At 71.9% G+C, this 15,563-nt stretch carries 16 protein-coding genes; 9 read left to right on the plus strand and 7 right to left on the minus strand.

Annotated elements, in window-relative coordinates:
• Positions 1–157: 157 nt before the first annotated feature.
• The 4 genes from MKP15_RS17045 to MKP15_RS16385 form a co-directional block, all read right to left on the minus strand.
• A complete protein-coding gene (locus MKP15_RS17045) occupies positions 158–937 on the minus strand; it encodes a hypothetical protein (RefSeq protein WP_345778734.1) in 780 nt (259 codons plus the stop codon).
• A 218-nt stretch (positions 938–1,155) separates the two neighbouring features.
• Positions 1,156–1,398, minus strand: coding sequence for a hypothetical protein (locus MKP15_RS16375; RefSeq protein WP_240213438.1), 243 nt, complete (start codon positions 1,396–1,398; stop codon positions 1,156–1,158).
• Positions 1,399–1,551: 153 nt separating this feature from the next.
• Entirely contained in the window at positions 1,552–2,187 is a 636-nt protein-coding gene (locus MKP15_RS16380; RefSeq protein WP_240213439.1) for a glutathione S-transferase family protein, read from the minus strand.
• A gap of 54 nt (positions 2,188–2,241) precedes the next feature.
• Positions 2,242–3,621, minus strand: coding sequence for a glutamate--cysteine ligase (locus MKP15_RS16385; RefSeq protein WP_240213440.1), 1,380 nt, complete (start codon positions 3,619–3,621; stop codon positions 2,242–2,244).
• Between the two features lie 341 nt (positions 3,622–3,962).
• Between MKP15_RS16385 and MKP15_RS16390 the strand changes: the two genes are divergently transcribed.
• From MKP15_RS16390 to MKP15_RS16400, 3 genes are all read left to right on the plus strand, one after another.
• Positions 3,963–4,667 carry a VIT family protein gene (locus MKP15_RS16390; protein ID WP_161613223.1) on the plus strand — a complete coding sequence of 235 codons (705 nt, stop codon included), beginning with the start codon at positions 3,963–3,965 and terminating at the stop codon, positions 4,665–4,667.
• Positions 4,667–5,500: a helix-turn-helix transcriptional regulator gene (locus MKP15_RS16395; protein WP_240213441.1), complete on the plus strand. Its 834-nt coding sequence runs from the start codon at positions 4,667–4,669 to the stop codon at positions 5,498–5,500. Before MKP15_RS16390 ends, MKP15_RS16395 begins: the two co-directional genes overlap by 1 nt.
• A 109-nt stretch (positions 5,501–5,609) precedes the next feature.
• Entirely contained in the window at positions 5,610–6,572 is a 963-nt protein-coding gene (locus MKP15_RS16400) for an MBL fold metallo-hydrolase (protein WP_240213442.1), read from the plus strand.
• Positions 6,573–6,657: 85 nt separating this feature from the next.
• Here MKP15_RS16400 and yihA read toward each other — a convergent pair whose 3' ends face one another.
• The gene (gene yihA, locus MKP15_RS16405) at positions 6,658–7,257 is read right to left on the minus strand and encodes a ribosome biogenesis GTP-binding protein YihA/YsxC (RefSeq protein WP_104940114.1); all 600 of its coding nucleotides are present in this window, start codon (positions 7,255–7,257) and stop codon (positions 6,658–6,660) included.
• Between the two features lie 125 nt (positions 7,258–7,382).
• On the opposite strand from yihA, the gene MKP15_RS16410 reads away from it, so the two are divergent.
• From MKP15_RS16410 to MKP15_RS16425, 4 genes are all read left to right on the plus strand, one after another.
• A complete protein-coding gene (locus MKP15_RS16410) occupies positions 7,383–8,159 on the plus strand; it encodes a c-type cytochrome (protein ID WP_240213443.1) in 777 nt (258 codons plus the stop codon).
• Positions 8,160–8,256: 97 nt separating this feature from the next.
• On the plus strand, positions 8,257–8,904 hold the full coding sequence (locus MKP15_RS16415; protein WP_161613219.1) for a thiol:disulfide interchange protein DsbA/DsbL: 648 nt from the start codon (positions 8,257–8,259) through the stop codon (positions 8,902–8,904).
• A gap of 119 nt (positions 8,905–9,023) precedes the next feature.
• Positions 9,024–9,848 carry a thiol:disulfide interchange protein DsbA/DsbL gene (locus MKP15_RS16420; RefSeq protein ID WP_240213444.1) on the plus strand — a complete coding sequence of 275 codons (825 nt, stop codon included), beginning with the start codon at positions 9,024–9,026 and terminating at the stop codon, positions 9,846–9,848.
• 70 nt (positions 9,849–9,918) lie between these two features.
• Complete coding sequence (locus MKP15_RS16425; protein WP_104940113.1) at positions 9,919–10,656, plus strand: endonuclease/exonuclease/phosphatase family protein; 738 nt, start codon at positions 9,919–9,921, stop codon at positions 10,654–10,656.
• Between the two features lie 141 nt (positions 10,657–10,797).
• On the opposite strand, the gene MKP15_RS16430 is transcribed toward MKP15_RS16425, so the two are convergent.
• Together MKP15_RS16430 and MKP15_RS16435 are read right to left on the minus strand one after the other, a co-directional pair.
• Entirely contained in the window at positions 10,798–11,676 is an 879-nt protein-coding gene (locus MKP15_RS16430; RefSeq protein ID WP_240213445.1) for an EamA family transporter, read from the minus strand.
• Between the two features lie 109 nt (positions 11,677–11,785).
• Complete coding sequence (locus MKP15_RS16435) at positions 11,786–12,193, minus strand: biopolymer transporter ExbD (RefSeq protein WP_240213446.1); 408 nt, start codon at positions 12,191–12,193, stop codon at positions 11,786–11,788.
• 187 nt (positions 12,194–12,380) lie between these two features.
• Between MKP15_RS16435 and MKP15_RS16440 the strand changes: the two genes are divergently transcribed.
• Together MKP15_RS16440 and MKP15_RS16445 are read left to right on the plus strand one after the other, a co-directional pair.
• Positions 12,381–14,339 carry a transglycosylase SLT domain-containing protein gene (locus MKP15_RS16440; protein ID WP_240213447.1) on the plus strand — a complete coding sequence of 653 codons (1,959 nt, stop codon included), beginning with the start codon at positions 12,381–12,383 and terminating at the stop codon, positions 14,337–14,339.
• Entirely contained in the window at positions 14,336–15,562 is a 1,227-nt protein-coding gene (locus tag MKP15_RS16445; protein WP_240213448.1) for a multifunctional CCA addition/repair protein, read from the plus strand. The genes MKP15_RS16440 and MKP15_RS16445 overlap by 4 nt, the downstream gene beginning before the upstream one ends.
• Position 15,563 lies beyond the last annotated feature (1 nt).

Consider the following 15,563-nt stretch of genomic DNA (forward strand, 5'->3'; position numbering starts at 1 on the left):
GCGGTCCCGCCCGCCGCCACCGCGATACCGGCCGCAGCGTCCGACGACGCGGCGCCAGCGGCCATGCCCGGGCAATACGCCGCAGAGGCGCGAGGGCACCCTGTTGCCGCCACCTGCGCCATCCCCTCGCCGGGGCGGCACCACGCCGCCCAGACGATCACTTCGGCTGGCGCAGCAACCGGGTCAAGGACATCACCTGTGCATCGTTGCGCGCCATGCACAGGTAGCAGCCGTCCGGATGATCGACGATCAGTTCGGCGGCCTCGTCGTTCTCCGGCACGCGCGTGACCAGCGCGCCGGATGCGCCCGCACGCCGATTGCAGGCGCCCAGCAGCCCGGCACCGGCGGCGGCCACGGGCGCCACGTAACCGCGGTGCTGGCCGTGGTCGGCGTGATGCCCGCCGTCCCCCGGCGTGTTGCGGAACACCGCGCGGCACCCGTCCTTGACCCGGACGGAATTGCGCGACACCCCCCGTTCCGGCCCTCCACGCATTCGGTGCGGCTGAGCCGGCGCACGAGCTCGACATCGCCGCGGGTGTCCATGTCGCACCCGGCCAGGGTGTTGCCCTGCGATTCGCAGGTCACGTCCCGGGCAGACCGGCGCGTCGTGCGATCCGCCGCGCGCGTCATGGCGGCCGACCGAACACCCCCCGTTCGCGCCGTCCTGGCCGGTATGGGACATCTGCACGCCGCCGCCGGCGGACGTGGTGATCGACAGGGTCACGCCGCGGGCCGGGTCGTGCGCCTCGACATGATCGTCATTGAAGCGCTTCAGCCGGGTTTCCCTGCCGTTGACATAGACCGGCCCGCCGTCGTCGGCAGGCACCTCCCGTGCACCGGGGCAGGTGCCGTTGAGCATCGGGAGGGCGGCCTGCGCCTGCAAGGCGCAAGGCAGCGCGAACAAGGCGGTCGCGGCGAGCAGGGACGACGTCTCCACGGGAAGCCCCACGGTCGGGTCGCGGGCGCTTACGCTGGCCGATGCAGGGCGCACTGCACGGAAGGCATCACGCCGCGGCCGGCGGCGCATCCGCCACGCCGGCCGGTGGCTTTCCCGCCAGGCCATCCCCTCCACATCGTCGCGCCTGGCCGGGAGGGAAGGCCGGCACGCGGGGCGCCCACGTGCCGGCTTCCCCCGGGACTGCGCGCCGCGACGGCTCAGCCGCCGCAGCCGCCGCAGCATTCCGAAGGCACCCGTTCCAGCTGCGCGGCGGAAACCGGCAGGCCGCCGCGGCCCAGTGCCGGCAGCAGGCTGTGTTCGTCGAGCAGGGTGGAAATGCGCAACACCCGGCTGAGCGGTTCGATATCCAGCAGCACGGAAGGGTCGGCGTCCTGCAGCGCGTCTTCCAGCAGCTGCAGGTCCGGCGCCGGGCCGGACAGGGGAATCCTGAATTGCGTCATCGACATACTCCCGGGGCGCAGCACGCGACCGGCGACCCGCCCCGTGGCCGTTCCGGCGGCGGGCGACCGTGCCCGCCGGCCGGATACTGCGTGCCCGCGGCGCGGGCCGCCCTGACCGGGGTCAAGCCTCGGCGTGATCGCCGCCGGCGCCGCTCACTGCGACGCCGCCAGCGCGTCGTCCAGCGCGGCCGCGCGCTGCCAGGCCGGACGCGCGCGCAGGCGCGCGGCGTATTCGGCGAACGCCGGGCGCTCGGGCAGGGTCTTGAACATCGTGCCCCACAGCACCTGGCTGCCCAGGTAGACGTCGGCGGCGCTGAACCGCTCGCCCAGCAGCCACGGCGCGGCGCCGGCAGCGGCCTTCTCCAGGGTGTCGGCCATCCGCTCGAAACTGCCATAGCCGACCATGCCGGCCTTGTCCGGCGGCGCCAGCAGGCCGAACGCCTTGGCGCTGACTGCGGCCTCCACCGGCCCGGCGGCGAAGAACAGCCAGCGGAAATAACTGCCGCGCAGCGGGTCGTCCTGCGCCGGCGCCAGCCCGGCCTGCGGGAACGCATCGGCCAGGTAGCTGCAGATGGCCGCGGCCTCGGTCACCACTACCCCGCGGTGGACGATGGCCGGTACCTTGCCCATCGGGTTGATCGCCAGGTAGGCCGGCGACCTCATGTCCTCGCCGTAGCCCAGCACCTCGGTGCGGTACGGCTGCCCGACTTCCTCCAGCATCCAGCGCACGATGCGGCCGCGCGATTGCGGGTGGGTGTAGAAGACGATCTCGTCCGTCGTGTTGCCCATGCGCCTGCCTCCGTCAAGGGAGCCGGCAGTCTAGCAACGCGCCAGGGTGCCGGCTCAGTAGGCGAATTCGCGGAACACCGGGTCGATGCTGCCGTTCCATGCCCCATGGAACAGCTCCAGCTTGCGCTCGGCGGCGGTCTTGCCCGAGTCCACGATTTCCTGCAGCACGTCGAGGAAACGGGTCTCGTCCTGGCCGTCGCCGTTGAGCGCCGCGCGGCGGCGCAGGCCCTCGCGCGAGATCTCCAGCGCGCGCCGCGCCAGGTCGCGCACGCTGCCGCCGCGGAACGGCAGGTGCAGCGCCTGCCGCGGCACGCCGTCGCGCAGCGCGTGGCGCTCGGCGAGGCTGAAATCCTTGACCAGGTCCCAGGCCGCATCCAGCGCCGTGTCGTCGTACAGCAGGCCCACCCAGAACGCCGGCAGCGCACAGATCCGGCTCCACGGGCCGCTGTCGGCGCCGCGCATTTCCAGGTACTTCTTCAGCCGCACCTCGGGGAAGGCGGTGGTCATGTGGTCGGACCAGTCGCGCAGCGTCGGCAGCGCACCCGGCAGCACATCCAGTTCGCCCTTGAGGAAGCGGCGGAACGACTTGCCGCTGGCATCGTGGTAGACGCCGTCGCGGTAGGAGAAATACATCGGCACGTCGAGCAGGTAGTCGACGTAGCGCTCGTAGCCGAAGCCGTCCTCGAACACGAAGTCGAGCATGCCGGTGCGGTCGGCATCGGTGTCGGTCCAGATGTGCGAGCGGTAGCTCAGGTAACCGTTGGGCCGGCCCTCGGTGAACGGCGAATCGGCGAACAGCGCGGTGGCGATGGGCTGCAGCGCCAGCGACACGCGGAACTTCTTCACCATGTCCGCTTCGCTGGCGTAGTCGAGGTTGACCTGGACCGTGCAGGTGCGGGTCATCATGTCCAGGCCGAGCGAGCCGACCCTGGGCATGTACTCGCGCATGATGCGGTAGCGGCCCTTGGGCATCCACGGCATGTCGGCGCGGGTCCACTTCGGCTGGAAGCCCATGCCGAGGAAACCCAGCTGCAGCTCGCCGGCCACCTGCGCCACCTCGTTGAGGTGGGTGCCGGTTTCCACGCAGGTCTGGTGGATGCTCTCCAGCGCGGCGCCGGACAGCTCCAGCTGCCCGGCCGGCTCCAGCGTCACCGAGGCGCCGTCGCGCAGCAGCGCGATGGTGTTGCCCGGCCCCTGATCGACACGTTCCTGCACCGGCTCCCAGCCGAAACGGGTCAGCCCGGTCAGCAGCGCCTGGATGCCGCGCTCGCCCTCGAACGTCGGCGGGCGCAGGTCGTCCAGGCGGAACCCGAACTTCTCGTGCTCGGTGCCGATGCGCCACTGCGGGCGCGGCTTCTCGCCGGAAGCGAGCACCTCCACCAGCTGCGAGCGGTCGGTAATGGGCGTATCGGCAACGTGGCTGGGGCTCGACAAGGGCTGGCTCGCAGTGTTCTGGCTGGGCGGGGAAATGGGGGCCTGCCCCCGGCATCACAAGAACCGGCCCGCAGTCCGTCGCGCGCGTCGCCGCGTCCCGTCCAGCGCTGGCAAGGCGCGCATCCACGCACGCTGCGCCTGCCCGGCTCCGCCACGGGCCACCGGCCCTCGCCCGCGATGGACCGCGAACAGCTCCCGAGCGCGCACTATATCGCGGCCCCTATTGCCGGCATGTCGCGGTGGCGGTTTTCAGCATCCCACCGGCGGCGACTTGACCGGTCCGGCGCCGCGGCTGCGAGTCGTTTTCACCAACGGTCCACGTGCCGTCCTACACTGCGGCCATGAAACCGACCCGACACACCGAATCCCACCGCTCCGAACGTGTCGGCTGGCTGCGCGCGGCCGTGCTCGGGGCCAACGACGGCATCGTCTCCGTCGCCGGCCTGGTGGTCGGCATCGCCGCCAGCGGCGCGCCGGCCTCCACCATCCTGGCCACCGGCGTCGCCGGCACCGTGGCCGGCGCCATGTCGATGGCCGCCGGCGAATACGTGTCGGTGCAGTCGCAGGCCGACACCGAGCATGCCGACCTGGCGCTGGAACGCCGTGAACTGCGCGAAGACCCGCATACCGAGCTGGAGGAACTGGCCGGCATCTACCGGCGGCGCGGGCTGACCCCGGAACTGGCGCACGAGGTGGCCGTGCAGCTGACCGCGCACGATGCGCTGGCCGCGCATGCGCGCGACGAGCTGGGCATAACCGAGGAACTGCGGGCGCGGCCGCTGCAGGCGGCGCTGGCCTCGGCTGGCGCGTTCGTCGTCGGCGCGATCCTGCCGGTACTCACCGCACTGCTGGCCCCCTACGCCTACGTCGCGCAGATCACCACCGCGTCCACCCTGGTCGGGTTGTGCATCACCGGCGCGATGGCCGCCCACGCCGGCGGCGCCTCGCGCCTGCGCGGTGCGCTGCGGGTGGTGTTCTGGGGCGCACTGGCGATGGGCGCGGCGGCGGCCATCGGCAATCTGTTCGACACCCACCTGGCCGGTTGATGGTGGCCCTGGCGACGACGCCCGGCCCGTTGCTGCAACAGCTGGCGACGCTGGCCGACTGCCAGAACGCCGGGGACTATGCCTGTATCACCGCGCGCCGCGAACACGGCGCTTCCTCGGTGGAGATCCCGCGCCCGCAGTTCGCGATCCTGCTGCAGGGACGCAAGCACGTGCGCACCGCGCAGCAGGTGCTGGACCTGGCCCCCGGCGACCTGTTCCTGATCACCCGCCGCTGCCGGATCGACGTGGTCAACGTCCCCGACCCCGACAGTGGCCTCTATCTCAGCGCCATCGTGCCGCTGTGCACCGAAGTGCTGCACGCCACCCGCACCTTGTGGAGCGGGCCGTTGCCCGAAGCCGGCCCGCCGCTGGCGCGGCTGCCGCTGGCCGCGCACGGCGCGCCGCTGCTGCAGTGGCGGCAGGCGCTGGAACACGGCGACTACACCGCGGCCCGGCTGGCGCTGGCCAGCCTGGCCGTGGCGTTCTGCGCGTCCGGCCATGGCAGCCTGCTGGTCGCGCCCGAACCCGGCCTGGGCGAGCGCATCCGCGACCTGGTCGCCGCCCAGCCCGGACGCAACTGGCAGTCGCGCGATTTCGAACAGCACCTGGGCATCAGTGGCGCCACCCTGCGCCGGCGCCTGGCCAGCGAACGGCTCGGCCTGCGCGAGCTGATCGGCGATGCGCGGCTGGCGCAGGCGATGCAGCTGCTCTACACCACCCGCCTGCCGCTGAAGACCGTGGCCGCGCGCGTCGGCTACCGCTCGCTGTCCAGCTTCAACCGGCGCTTCCACGAACGCTATGGCATGGAGCCGTCCGCGATCGGCAACCAGTGACGACGCGGCGGCGGTGAGCGGATCGCGCGGCATTGCGAGCGCATCGCAGGCTGGGCCGGGCGCAACATGGCGGCTCCGCGGCGCGATGCCGCCCCTGACGGAACTGCCCATGTCCCACGCTGTCCTTCGTCCCCTTGCCCTGGCCCTGCTGCTGGCCGCCGGCGGCGCCCATGCCGGCACCGCCCATGTCCCGCACGCGCAGGTACCCGGCGTGTATCACCAGCAGATCGGCGAGGTGCACGTCACCGCGCTGTTCGACGGTACCGTCGCGCTGCCGCGGCAGGCACTGGCCGGCATTGACCCGGGCGCGGTCACCCGCCTGCTCGAACACGGCTACGTGCCCGAGGACGGCAAGGGCCTGCAGACCGCGGTCAACGCCTACCTGGTGCAGCGCGGCACACACCTGGCGCTGGTCGATACCGGCGCCGCGCAGTGCTTTGGCCCCGGCCTGGGTCAGGTACTGGTCAACCTGCGCGCCGCCGGCTACGACCCAGCCGAGGTGGACGACGTGCTGTTGACCCACGCCCATCCGGATCACCTGTGCGGGCTGCTCGACGCCGACGGCAAGCCGGCGTTCGCCAACGCCCGCGTGTGGCTGTCACAGGCCGATGCCGGTTACTGGCTGGACCCGGCCAGTGAAGCCGGCGCGCCGCAGTCGCTGCGCTTCGCCTTCCCGATGGCGCGCAGTGCGGTGGCGCCGTACGCCGCGGCCGGACGCCTGCGACGTTTTGTCGCAGGCGATGCCCTGCCCGCCGGCATCACCGCGCTGGACAGCCACGGCCACACCCCGGGCCACGTCTCCTGGCGGATCGACGGCGGCAACGGCGAGCAGCTGCTGGTATGGGGCGACATCGTGCACTTCCACGCGGTCCAGTTCGCGCGGCCCGACGCCAGCTACGAAGCCGACAGCGACCGCACGGCCGCCATCGCCAGTCGCCGCCGGCTGATGGCCGAGGCCGCGGCGGGGCGGTGGTGGGTGGCTGGCGCGCACCTGCCGTTCCCCGGCCTGGGCCACGTGCGCCACGCGGGTGAAGCCTTCGCCTGGGTGCCGGGCGAGTTTTCGCCGCTGTGAGCGAGGGCCCGCGCCGCGCGCTGGCGCCCCACGGGCGGGTGCGCGGCGCGTGGGAAAGGGCTGGAGTGCCCGCCTGGTGTCGGCGTTACAGGCCCAGCCAGCCACCGATCACGGCGCGGGCCTCGTCCACGCCCTGCTTCGACTCGCCGGAGAACGCCTGCACGCTCACCGAATCGCCGAACGCATCGGCCAGTTCCCTGCGCACCTTCTGCAGCGTCTGCGCCTGCTGGCCACGGCCGAGCTTGTCGGCCTTGGTCAACAGCGCATGCGCCGGCAGGCCGCGCTGCACCGCGTAGGCCAGCATCTGCCGGTCGTAGTCCTTGAGCGGGTGGCGGATGTCCATCACCACCACCAGTCCCTTGAGCGCGTCGCGGGTACGGAAATAGTTGTCGATGAAGGCCTGCCAGTGCGCCTGCAGTTCCTGCGGGACCTTGGCGTAGCCATAGCCGGGCAGGTCGACCAGGTGCGCCTGCGGGGTGACCTGGAAGAACACCAGCTGCTGGGTGCGGCCCGGCGTCTTGGAGACGCGGGCCAGCGCGTTCTGGCGGGTCAGCGCGTTGAGCGCGCTGGATTTTCCGGCGTTGGAGCGACCGGCGAAGGCCACCTCGGCGCCCTCGTCCGGCGGCAATTGCCGGGCATTGTGGGCCGAAAGCAGATATCGGGCGCGTTCTAGGAGCTGTGACATGCCCATAGGATCGCACGCCGCGGGCCCCGCTGGCGCCCGTGCGTTGACCCTGCCATGAAACGGCGTGGATAATCCGGTCGATGCCGGCGCGGACCCGCCCGGCCCGTTCCACACGGAGCTTCTGCATGCGCCACGCTCGTGTCTTAGCCGTTTCCGCCCTTGTCATCCCGCTGATCGCGGTCGTCGCGTTCGCACAGAGTTCGGTCACGCCGGTGCCCGACAACGCGCCGGTGCAGACCGCGCCGCTGGAGATCGACCTCAGCAAGACCCTGCCCGGCGATGCCGAGGCCGGCGAAGGCAAGGCACAGGCCTGCGCCGCCTGCCATGGCGCCGACGGCAACTCCGCGGTGGAGATGTATCCGCGGCTGGCCGGCCAGAGCGAGCGCTACATCGCCCGCCAGCTGGCGCTGATCGCCGGCGGCCAGCGCACCGAGGGCGCGGTCGCCGCCATGTTGCCGTTCGTGCAGGGCATGACCGCGCAGGACATGCGCGACATCGGCGCCTTCTTCGCCCGCCAGAAGTCCGGCGCCGGCGTGGCCGACGACACCGCCATCGCCGACGGCCCGTACGCCGGCATGAAGTTCTACGAGGTCGGCCAGAAGCTGTACCGCAACGGCGACGCCAGCCGCGAGATCCCGGCCTGCATGGCCTGCCACGGCCCGAGCGGCGCCGGCAATCCCGGCCCGGCCTACCCGCACATCGGCGGCCAGCACGCCATGTACGTCACCCAGCGCCTGCAGCACTACCAGGCGGGCCAGACCCAGGAAACCGATCCGTCGCAGTTCCGGATCATGGCCCAGGTGGCCGGCAAGCTCACCGAGCAGGAAATCCAGGCGCTGGCCAGCTACGTGCAGGGCCTGCACGCGCGCGCCGACGACGTGGCCGTGGCCGCCGCGCGTTGACCGCCTGACGGTCGCGGTCGCCACGGCGACGGGCAGTCGTGTTCCCGGATACGCCGACCCCTGTGGTCGGCGTCTCTTTTTCCAGTTGGAGATCCCGATGACGTATTTCGCGCGCTTGTCCCTGCTGTTGCTGGCCCTGCTGCCGCTGGCCGCCTGTGCCGCCGACGCCGCCGCACCGGTGGAAGGCCAGGACTATGAGCTGATCGCAGAACCCGGCCCGTTCGCCCCCCTGGCCGGCAAGATCGAGGTGGTCGAAGTGTTCGGCTACCCCTGCATCCACTGCGCCCATTTCGAACCGCTGCTCGAAGCCTGGGTCGCCCGGCTGCCGGGCGACGTGCGCTTCACCGCGGTGCCGGCTGCCTTCGGCGGCCATTGGGACGCCTATGCGCGCGCCTTCTACGCCGCCGAGCAGACCGGCGTGCTCAAGCGCAGCCACGCCGATGTGTTCAAGGCCCTGCACGAACGGCGCAGCCTGCCGATGCAGAACGTGTCGCCACAGGAACTGGCGACGTTCTATGCCGCCTACGGGGTGCAGCCGGAGCGCTATGTCGATGCGCTGCGCAGCGACCAGACCGACGCCAGGGTGAAGGCCGCGCGCGCCTTCGCCCTGCGCGTGCGGGTGCCCGGTACGCCGGCGCTGGTGGTCAACGGCAAATACCTGGTCAAGGGCCGCAGCTTCGAGGACCAGTTGCGCATCGCCAGCGCCCTGGTGGAACGCGAGCGCGCTGCCGGCCGGCGCCGCTGAGCCCATGCCGGCGCGCTCCGGCAACCGGTTCAGCCGCCGCCGCAGATAATGTCATCATGCGCCCCGCGGTCGCCGCTGGCGGCCCGACGACCCGACGAATCCCTGCTGGAGATCCACCCATGAAGATCCGTTTCGTACTCGCCTTGGCCGCCCTGCTGCCGCTGATGGTGGCCTGCAAGGCCCAGGACGGCTCGGCCGACGCCGTCGCCCCGGTCGCCGAACAACCGGCCGCCGCCAACGCCCCGGCCGCCCCCGCCGCCGACGCTGCTGCCGAAGCCGCCGCCACGCCGGAAGCGGCCAGCGGGCAGGCCGCCGCGCAGAGCGCGGAGAACACCCCGGTGCCGGCGCAGGCGCGCCTGGTCGGCCCTGAACCGGTGGCCGGCACCGACTACCTGGTCATCGACGGCGGCCAGCCGATCCAGCCGGCGACCGGCAAGATCGAAGTGGCCGAGGTGTTCGGCTACGTCTGCCCGGCCTGCGCGCGCTTCCAGCCGCTGATCGGGCCGTGGAAGGCCGGCCTGCCGTCGGACGTCAACTTCGTCTACGTGCCGGCCATGTTCGGCAGCATGTGGGACGACTACGGCCGCGCCTTCTATGCCGCCGAGGCACTGGGCGTGCAGGAGAAGACCCATGAGGCGCTGTACTCGGCCATCCATGTCGAGCAGTCGCTCAAGGGCGAGCTGGGCCGCGATTCGGTCGAGGACATCGCCAACTTCTACGCCAAGTTCGGCGTCAACCCGAAGACCTTCGCCGACACCATGGGCAGCTTCTCGGTGGTGGCCAAGACCAATCGCGCCAAGCAGTTCGCCCAGCGCAGCAAGATCACCGGCACGCCGTCGCTGATCGTCAACGGCAAGTACCTGGTCAAGGGCAAGAGCTACGAGGACATGCTGCGCATCGCCGACCACCTGATCGCACGCGAACGCGCCGCCAACGCCAAGTAAGGTATCAAGGGCCTCGTCGACACGAGGCCCTGGTTCCACCGCCGTGAATTCCCCCACCCACACCCTGCGCCTGCTCACGGCCAACATCCAGGCCGGCTCCAGCACGCGCCGCTACAGCGACTACGTGACCCGCAGCTGGTCGCACGCGCTGCCGTCGGGCAGCAAGCGCTCCAGCCTGGATGCGATCGCCAGGCTCGCCAGCGGCCGCGACATCGTCGGCCTGCAGGAGGCCGACCCCGGCAGCCTGCGCTCGGGTTTCACCAACCAGACCCACTACCTGGCCCAGCGCGCCGGCTTCAACTACTGGAGCCACCAGCCCAACCGGCGCATGGGCGGGGTCGCGTCCAGCGCCAATGGCCTGCTCAGCCGGCTGGAACCGGTGGAAGTGCAGGATCACGCCCTGCCCGGCCGCATCGGCGGCCGCGGCGTGCTGCTGGCGCGCTTCGGCGACGGCCGCGAAGGGCTGGCGGTCGCCGTCGCGCACCTGTCGCTGGGCGTGGGTTCGCGCCTGTCGCAGCTGGATTTCATCGCCGACCTGATGTCCGACTACCCCAACGCGGTGCTGATGGGCGATTTCAACTGCAAGGCCGAGCGCCCGGAAATGCAGGTGCTGTACCGCAAGACCCGGCTGCAGCCGCCCGGCTGCCTGGTGCCCACCTTCCCCAGCTGGCGCCCGGAACGGGCGATCGACCATATCCTGGTCAGCGACAGCCTGCGCGCGCTCGAAACCGGCGCCGTCGCCGCGGCCCATTCGGACCACCTGGCGGTGGAGATGCAGGTCGAAGTCCCCGCCAACAGCCTGCGCTAGCGTCGCCGCACGCGGCCGCGCCATGGGTCGCAGCGCCGACGGGGCCACTGTCCCGATTCCCCGCAGCGACGCAGCCGCGCCCCTGGACCCGGGTGTCCCTGCGGCGCATCCCCGGCACAAGGGGCTACGCCCGGCACCGGCTCATGTCACCACGGCAGCCGCGGGCGGTGGCCGGCGCCGCGCGGTCGCCGCGCTCCCCACCGAGGCCAATACCGTGCAGCCGATCGCCAGCCACTGCAGGCCGGACAGCTGTTCGTGCAGCAGCAGCAGCGCCCACAGCGCGGCCACCGCCGGTTCCATGCTGATCAGGATGCCGAAGGTCTCCTTCGGCAGCCGCTTGAGCGCCATCATCTCCAGCGACATGGGGATCGCGCTGGACACCACCGCCACCAGCAGCCCGGCCAGCAGGATCGACGGCTGCAGCAGCGCCATGCCGGCGTGGGCCACGCCCACCGGCACCACCACCAGCGCCGCGACCGCCACGCCCAGCGATACCGAGTGCCCGGCATGCAGGTGCCCGGCGCGCTTGCCGAACACGATGTACAGCGCCCAGCAGGCCGCGGCGCCCAGCGCGTACAGCACGCCGGCCACGTCCAGCGCCGGCCCGCCGCCCAGCGGCAGCAACAGCAGCAGCCCGGCCAGCGCGCAGCCCACCCACAGGAAATCGATCGCCCGCCGCGAGGAGAACATCGCCACCGCCAGCGGCCCGATGAACTCGATGGCCACCGCGATGCCGAACGGAATCGTGCGCAGCGCCATGTAGAACAGCAGGTTCATCAGCCCCAGCGCCAGCCCGTAGCGCAGGATCGCGGCGCCGTCGGCGCGGCGGGTATGCCAGCGCCACGGCCGCCAAAGCAGCAGCAGGAACAGCGCCGAAAAGCCCACGCGCAACGCGCTGGTGCCCTGGGCGCCGATCAGCGGGAACAGGTGCTTGGCGTAGGACGTGCCGATGGCCAGCGAAGTCACCGAGCCGAGCACCGCCAGCGCCGGCAACAGCGGCGCGAATCGTGAAGTCTGCATGCGCGTAGTGTAGTGCGGCGGGCGCCCCCGGCCGCCGCGCGCGGCTCATCGTGCGCCGCCGCGCGCCTGTCCCGGGCCGCCCGCCTTCGCGCACGGCCCGGGCACCCCTTCATCGCAGGAAGGCGATGCGCTCCATCCGTGCGTTGTCGGCCGCCGCCAGCACCTTGGCCATCGTGTCGTACTCGGCGTCCGGACTGGCGTCGATGCGCAGCTCCGGCAGGTTGCCGGCATGCAGACGCGCCTGCTCCTGCAGCCGCGCCTGCAGCGAAGCGACCGGCAGCGCCTGGCCATTCCAGGTGAGCTGGTTGGCCGCGTCCACCCGCAATTCGATCGGCGGCGGCGGATCCACGCGGGGGACCTGGCGGGTGGTGGACTGCGGCAGGTCCACCGGGATCGGCCAGGACACCAACGGCGCGGTGACGATGAAGATGATCAGCAACACCAGCATCACGTCCACCAGCGGGGTGACATTGATGTCGGCGATCGGTCCGGAACTGCCAGCTGCACTGAATGCCATGCTCCGCTCCTTCGGCGAGGCGTTGCGCCCCGGTGTCGACACTACGCCGGCCACCGCGGCGCACGGCAGCGGCGCGGCCCGTCACGTTCAGCCCGCGTTTCGGTTCAGCGGCCGCGCGGCGGCGATGTTCATGCGCGAGCCGGAATCGCCGCGGCGCTGTTGACGATACCCCGGCTATGCTCTGCCGATGAAACGGAATATCTGCCTGCTGCCTTTCGCCGCGTCCCTGCTGCTGGCCTGTACCGGCACCGGCGCACAGACCCTCGACGCCCGGCGCGCCGCCATGCGCGTGGCCATCGACAACGCCGAACGCGGCCAGTTCGATGCCGCCGCGAGCGCGGGCCTGCGCGACCACCCGCTGTACGGCTGGCTCGAGTACAGCGCGCTGCGCCGTGGCATCGACACCGTGGACACGCCGCAGGCGCTGGACTTCCTCAAGCGCTACCAGGGCCAGGCCGTGGCCGAGGCATTCCGCGCCGCGTGGCTGCCGGCGCTGGCGCGGCGCCAGGACTGGCCGACCCTGCTCGCCAACTGGCGGCCCAGCAACGACCCCGGGCTGCAGTGCGCCGAGCTCAACGCACGCCTGGCCACCGGCAAGGCCGATGCCGGCTGGATCCGCGACGCGCAGGCGCTGTGGCGCAGCAGCGGCAAGTCGCTGCCCGATGCGTGCGATCCGGTGTTCGCCGGCCTGGCCGAGCGCGGCGGGCTGACCCCGGCACTGCGCTGGGAGCGCATCGACGCCGCGGCCGACGCCCAGCAGCCCGGGGTGATGCGCGCCGCCGCGCGCGGCCTGCCGGCCGCCGAGCTGGCCCTGGCCAATGATTACGCCGCGTTCGTCGACAAACCGGACGTGCGCGCGTTGAAGTGGCCGCAGAACGAACGCAGCCGGCGCATCGCCAGCGACGGCCTGGCAAAGCTGGCGCGGACCGACCCCGACGCCGCCGAACGGCAGTTGCCGCAGTATGCGCAGGCGCTGCGGCTGGACGCCGCGCAGCAGGCGCAGGTGCGCTACCAGATCGCATTGTGGACGGTGGCGTCCTACCTGCCGGATTCGGCGCGGCGGTTGGCCGCGGTGCCGGAATCGGCGTACGACGAGCGCCTGCACGAATGGCGCGCGCGCGAAGCGATGGCGCGCGGCGACTGGCCCGCGGCGCTGGCCGCGATCCGGGCGATGCCCGCGGGCCAGCGCGGTGACTCGCGCTGGCGCTGGTTCGAGGCACGGCTGCTGGAAAAGACCGGCAGGGCCGCCGAGGCCATGCCGCTGTACCGCGCCGTCGCCACCGAGCCGACCTTCCATGGCTTCCTTGCCGCCGACAAGCTGCGCCAGCCCTACGCACTGTGTCCGTGGAACCCCGGCAGCGATGCGCAGGCGCGCGCGGCGGTGGCGCGCGACCCGGCGCTGGTGCGCGCGCTGGAACTGTTCCGCATCGACCGCGCCACCTGGGCCGCGCGCGAATGGGCCGACGCGCTGTCGCGGTTCGACGACACCCGGCGCCGGCTGGCCGTCGAAGTGGCGGGTGAGGCGGGCTGGTTCGACCGCGCCGTGTTCGCCCTCAAGGGGCCGCAGGAGATGCGCCTGTACGCGCTGCGGTTCCCGCTGTACCACGACGACACCATCCGCCGCGAAGCGGCGCGCAACGCGCTGGATCCGGCGTGGGTTGCCGCCGAGATCCGCGCCGAGAGCATCTTCAACCCCAACGCGCGCTCGCCGGCCAACGCCCTGGGGCTGATGCAGGTGCTGCCCGCCACCGGCGCCAGCGTCGCCCGGCGCATCGGGCTCGACGGCTACGGCGGCGCGGCCAGCCTTTACGATCCGGACACCAACATCGCCATCGGCACCGCCTACCTGCGGCAGCTGCTGGACACCTACGGCGGCCTGCCGTACGTCACCATCGCCGCCTACAACGCCGGGCCCACGCCAACGGCGCGCTGGCAGTCGCAGCGGCCGGACTACGACCCCGACTTCTGGATCGAGACCATCAGCTACAAGGAGACGCGCGAATACGTCGCGCGCGTGCTTGCGTTCAGCGTGATCTACGACTGGCGCCTCAACGGCAAGGCGGTGCCGCTGGGCGACCGCATCGCCGGCCGCAACGTCCCGGCGTCGCGCGGCTTCGTCTGCCCGACGGCCAAGGACGGCGCATGAAGACCTACCTGGTCGGCGGCGCGGTCCGCGACCGGCTGCTGGGGCTGGATGCGGGCGACCGCGACTGGGTGGTGGTCGGCGCCACCCAGCAGGAGATGGAGGCGCGTGGCTTCAAGGCCGTGGGCCGCGACTTCCCGGTGTTCCTGCACCCGCATACCGGCGAGGAACACGCGCTGGCGCGTACCGAGCGCAAGAGCGGGCGCGGCTACCGCGGCTTCGTGGTCGACGCCGACCCGTCGGTGACGCTGGAACAGGACCTGCAACGCCGCGACTTCACCATCAATGCCATCGCCTGCGACGAGGACAGCGGCACGCTGGTCGACCCCTGGGGCGGCGCGCGCGACCTCCAGGCGCGCGTGCTGCGCCACGTCGGCCCGGCCTTCGTCGAGGATCCGCTGCGGGTACTGCGCGCGGCACGGTTCATGGCGCGCTTCGCACCGCTGGGTTTCACCCTGGCCCCGGAAACCGCCGCGCTGATGCGGGAGATCGCCGCCAGCGGCGAACTGGACGCGCTGGTACCCGAACGCATCTGGCAGGAACTGCGCAAGGCGCTGCGCGCTGCGCGCCCTTCGGCGTTCCTGCGCACCCTGCACGATACCGGCGCGCTGGCACCGATCCTGCCGGAAGTGGCCGCGCTGTACGGCATTCCGCAGCGCGTCGAATTCCACCCGGAAGTGGACACCGGGGTGCACCAGGAAATGGTCAGCGACATGGCCGCGCGGCTGGCGCCGGGCGACGACCTCATCGGCTTCGCCGCGCTCACCCATGACCTCGGCAAGGCGCTCACCCCGGCCGAGCAGCTGCCACGCCATGTCATGCACGAACAGCGCGGGCTGAAGCCGCTGGCGGCGCTGTGCGACCGCCTGCGCATCCCCGCCGACCACCGCCAGCTGGCCGCGGCGGTGTGCCGCGAGCATCTCAACGTGCACCGGATCGACGAACTGCGCGACGCCACCGTACTGGACCTGCTGCAGCGCTGCGACGGCTTCAGGCGCCCGGAGCGCATCGCGCAGATGGCGCTGGCCTGCGAATGCGACAAGCGCGGCCGGCTTGGTTTCGAGGACAGCGACTACCCGCAACGCGCCACGCTGCTGCGCCTGCATGCCGCGGCGCTGGCGATCAATGCGCGCGACCTCGCCGCCGAAGGCCTCAGCGGCCCGGCGGTGGGCGAAGCCTTGAACAAGGCCCGGATCAACGCCATCGGCGCGGCACGCCGGGCATAGG

Origin of the sequence: Stenotrophomonas sp. Y6 (assembly GCF_022436665.1) — a bacterium.
Taxonomy (GTDB): Bacteria; Pseudomonadota; Gammaproteobacteria; order Xanthomonadales; family Xanthomonadaceae; genus Stenotrophomonas; species Stenotrophomonas acidaminiphila_A.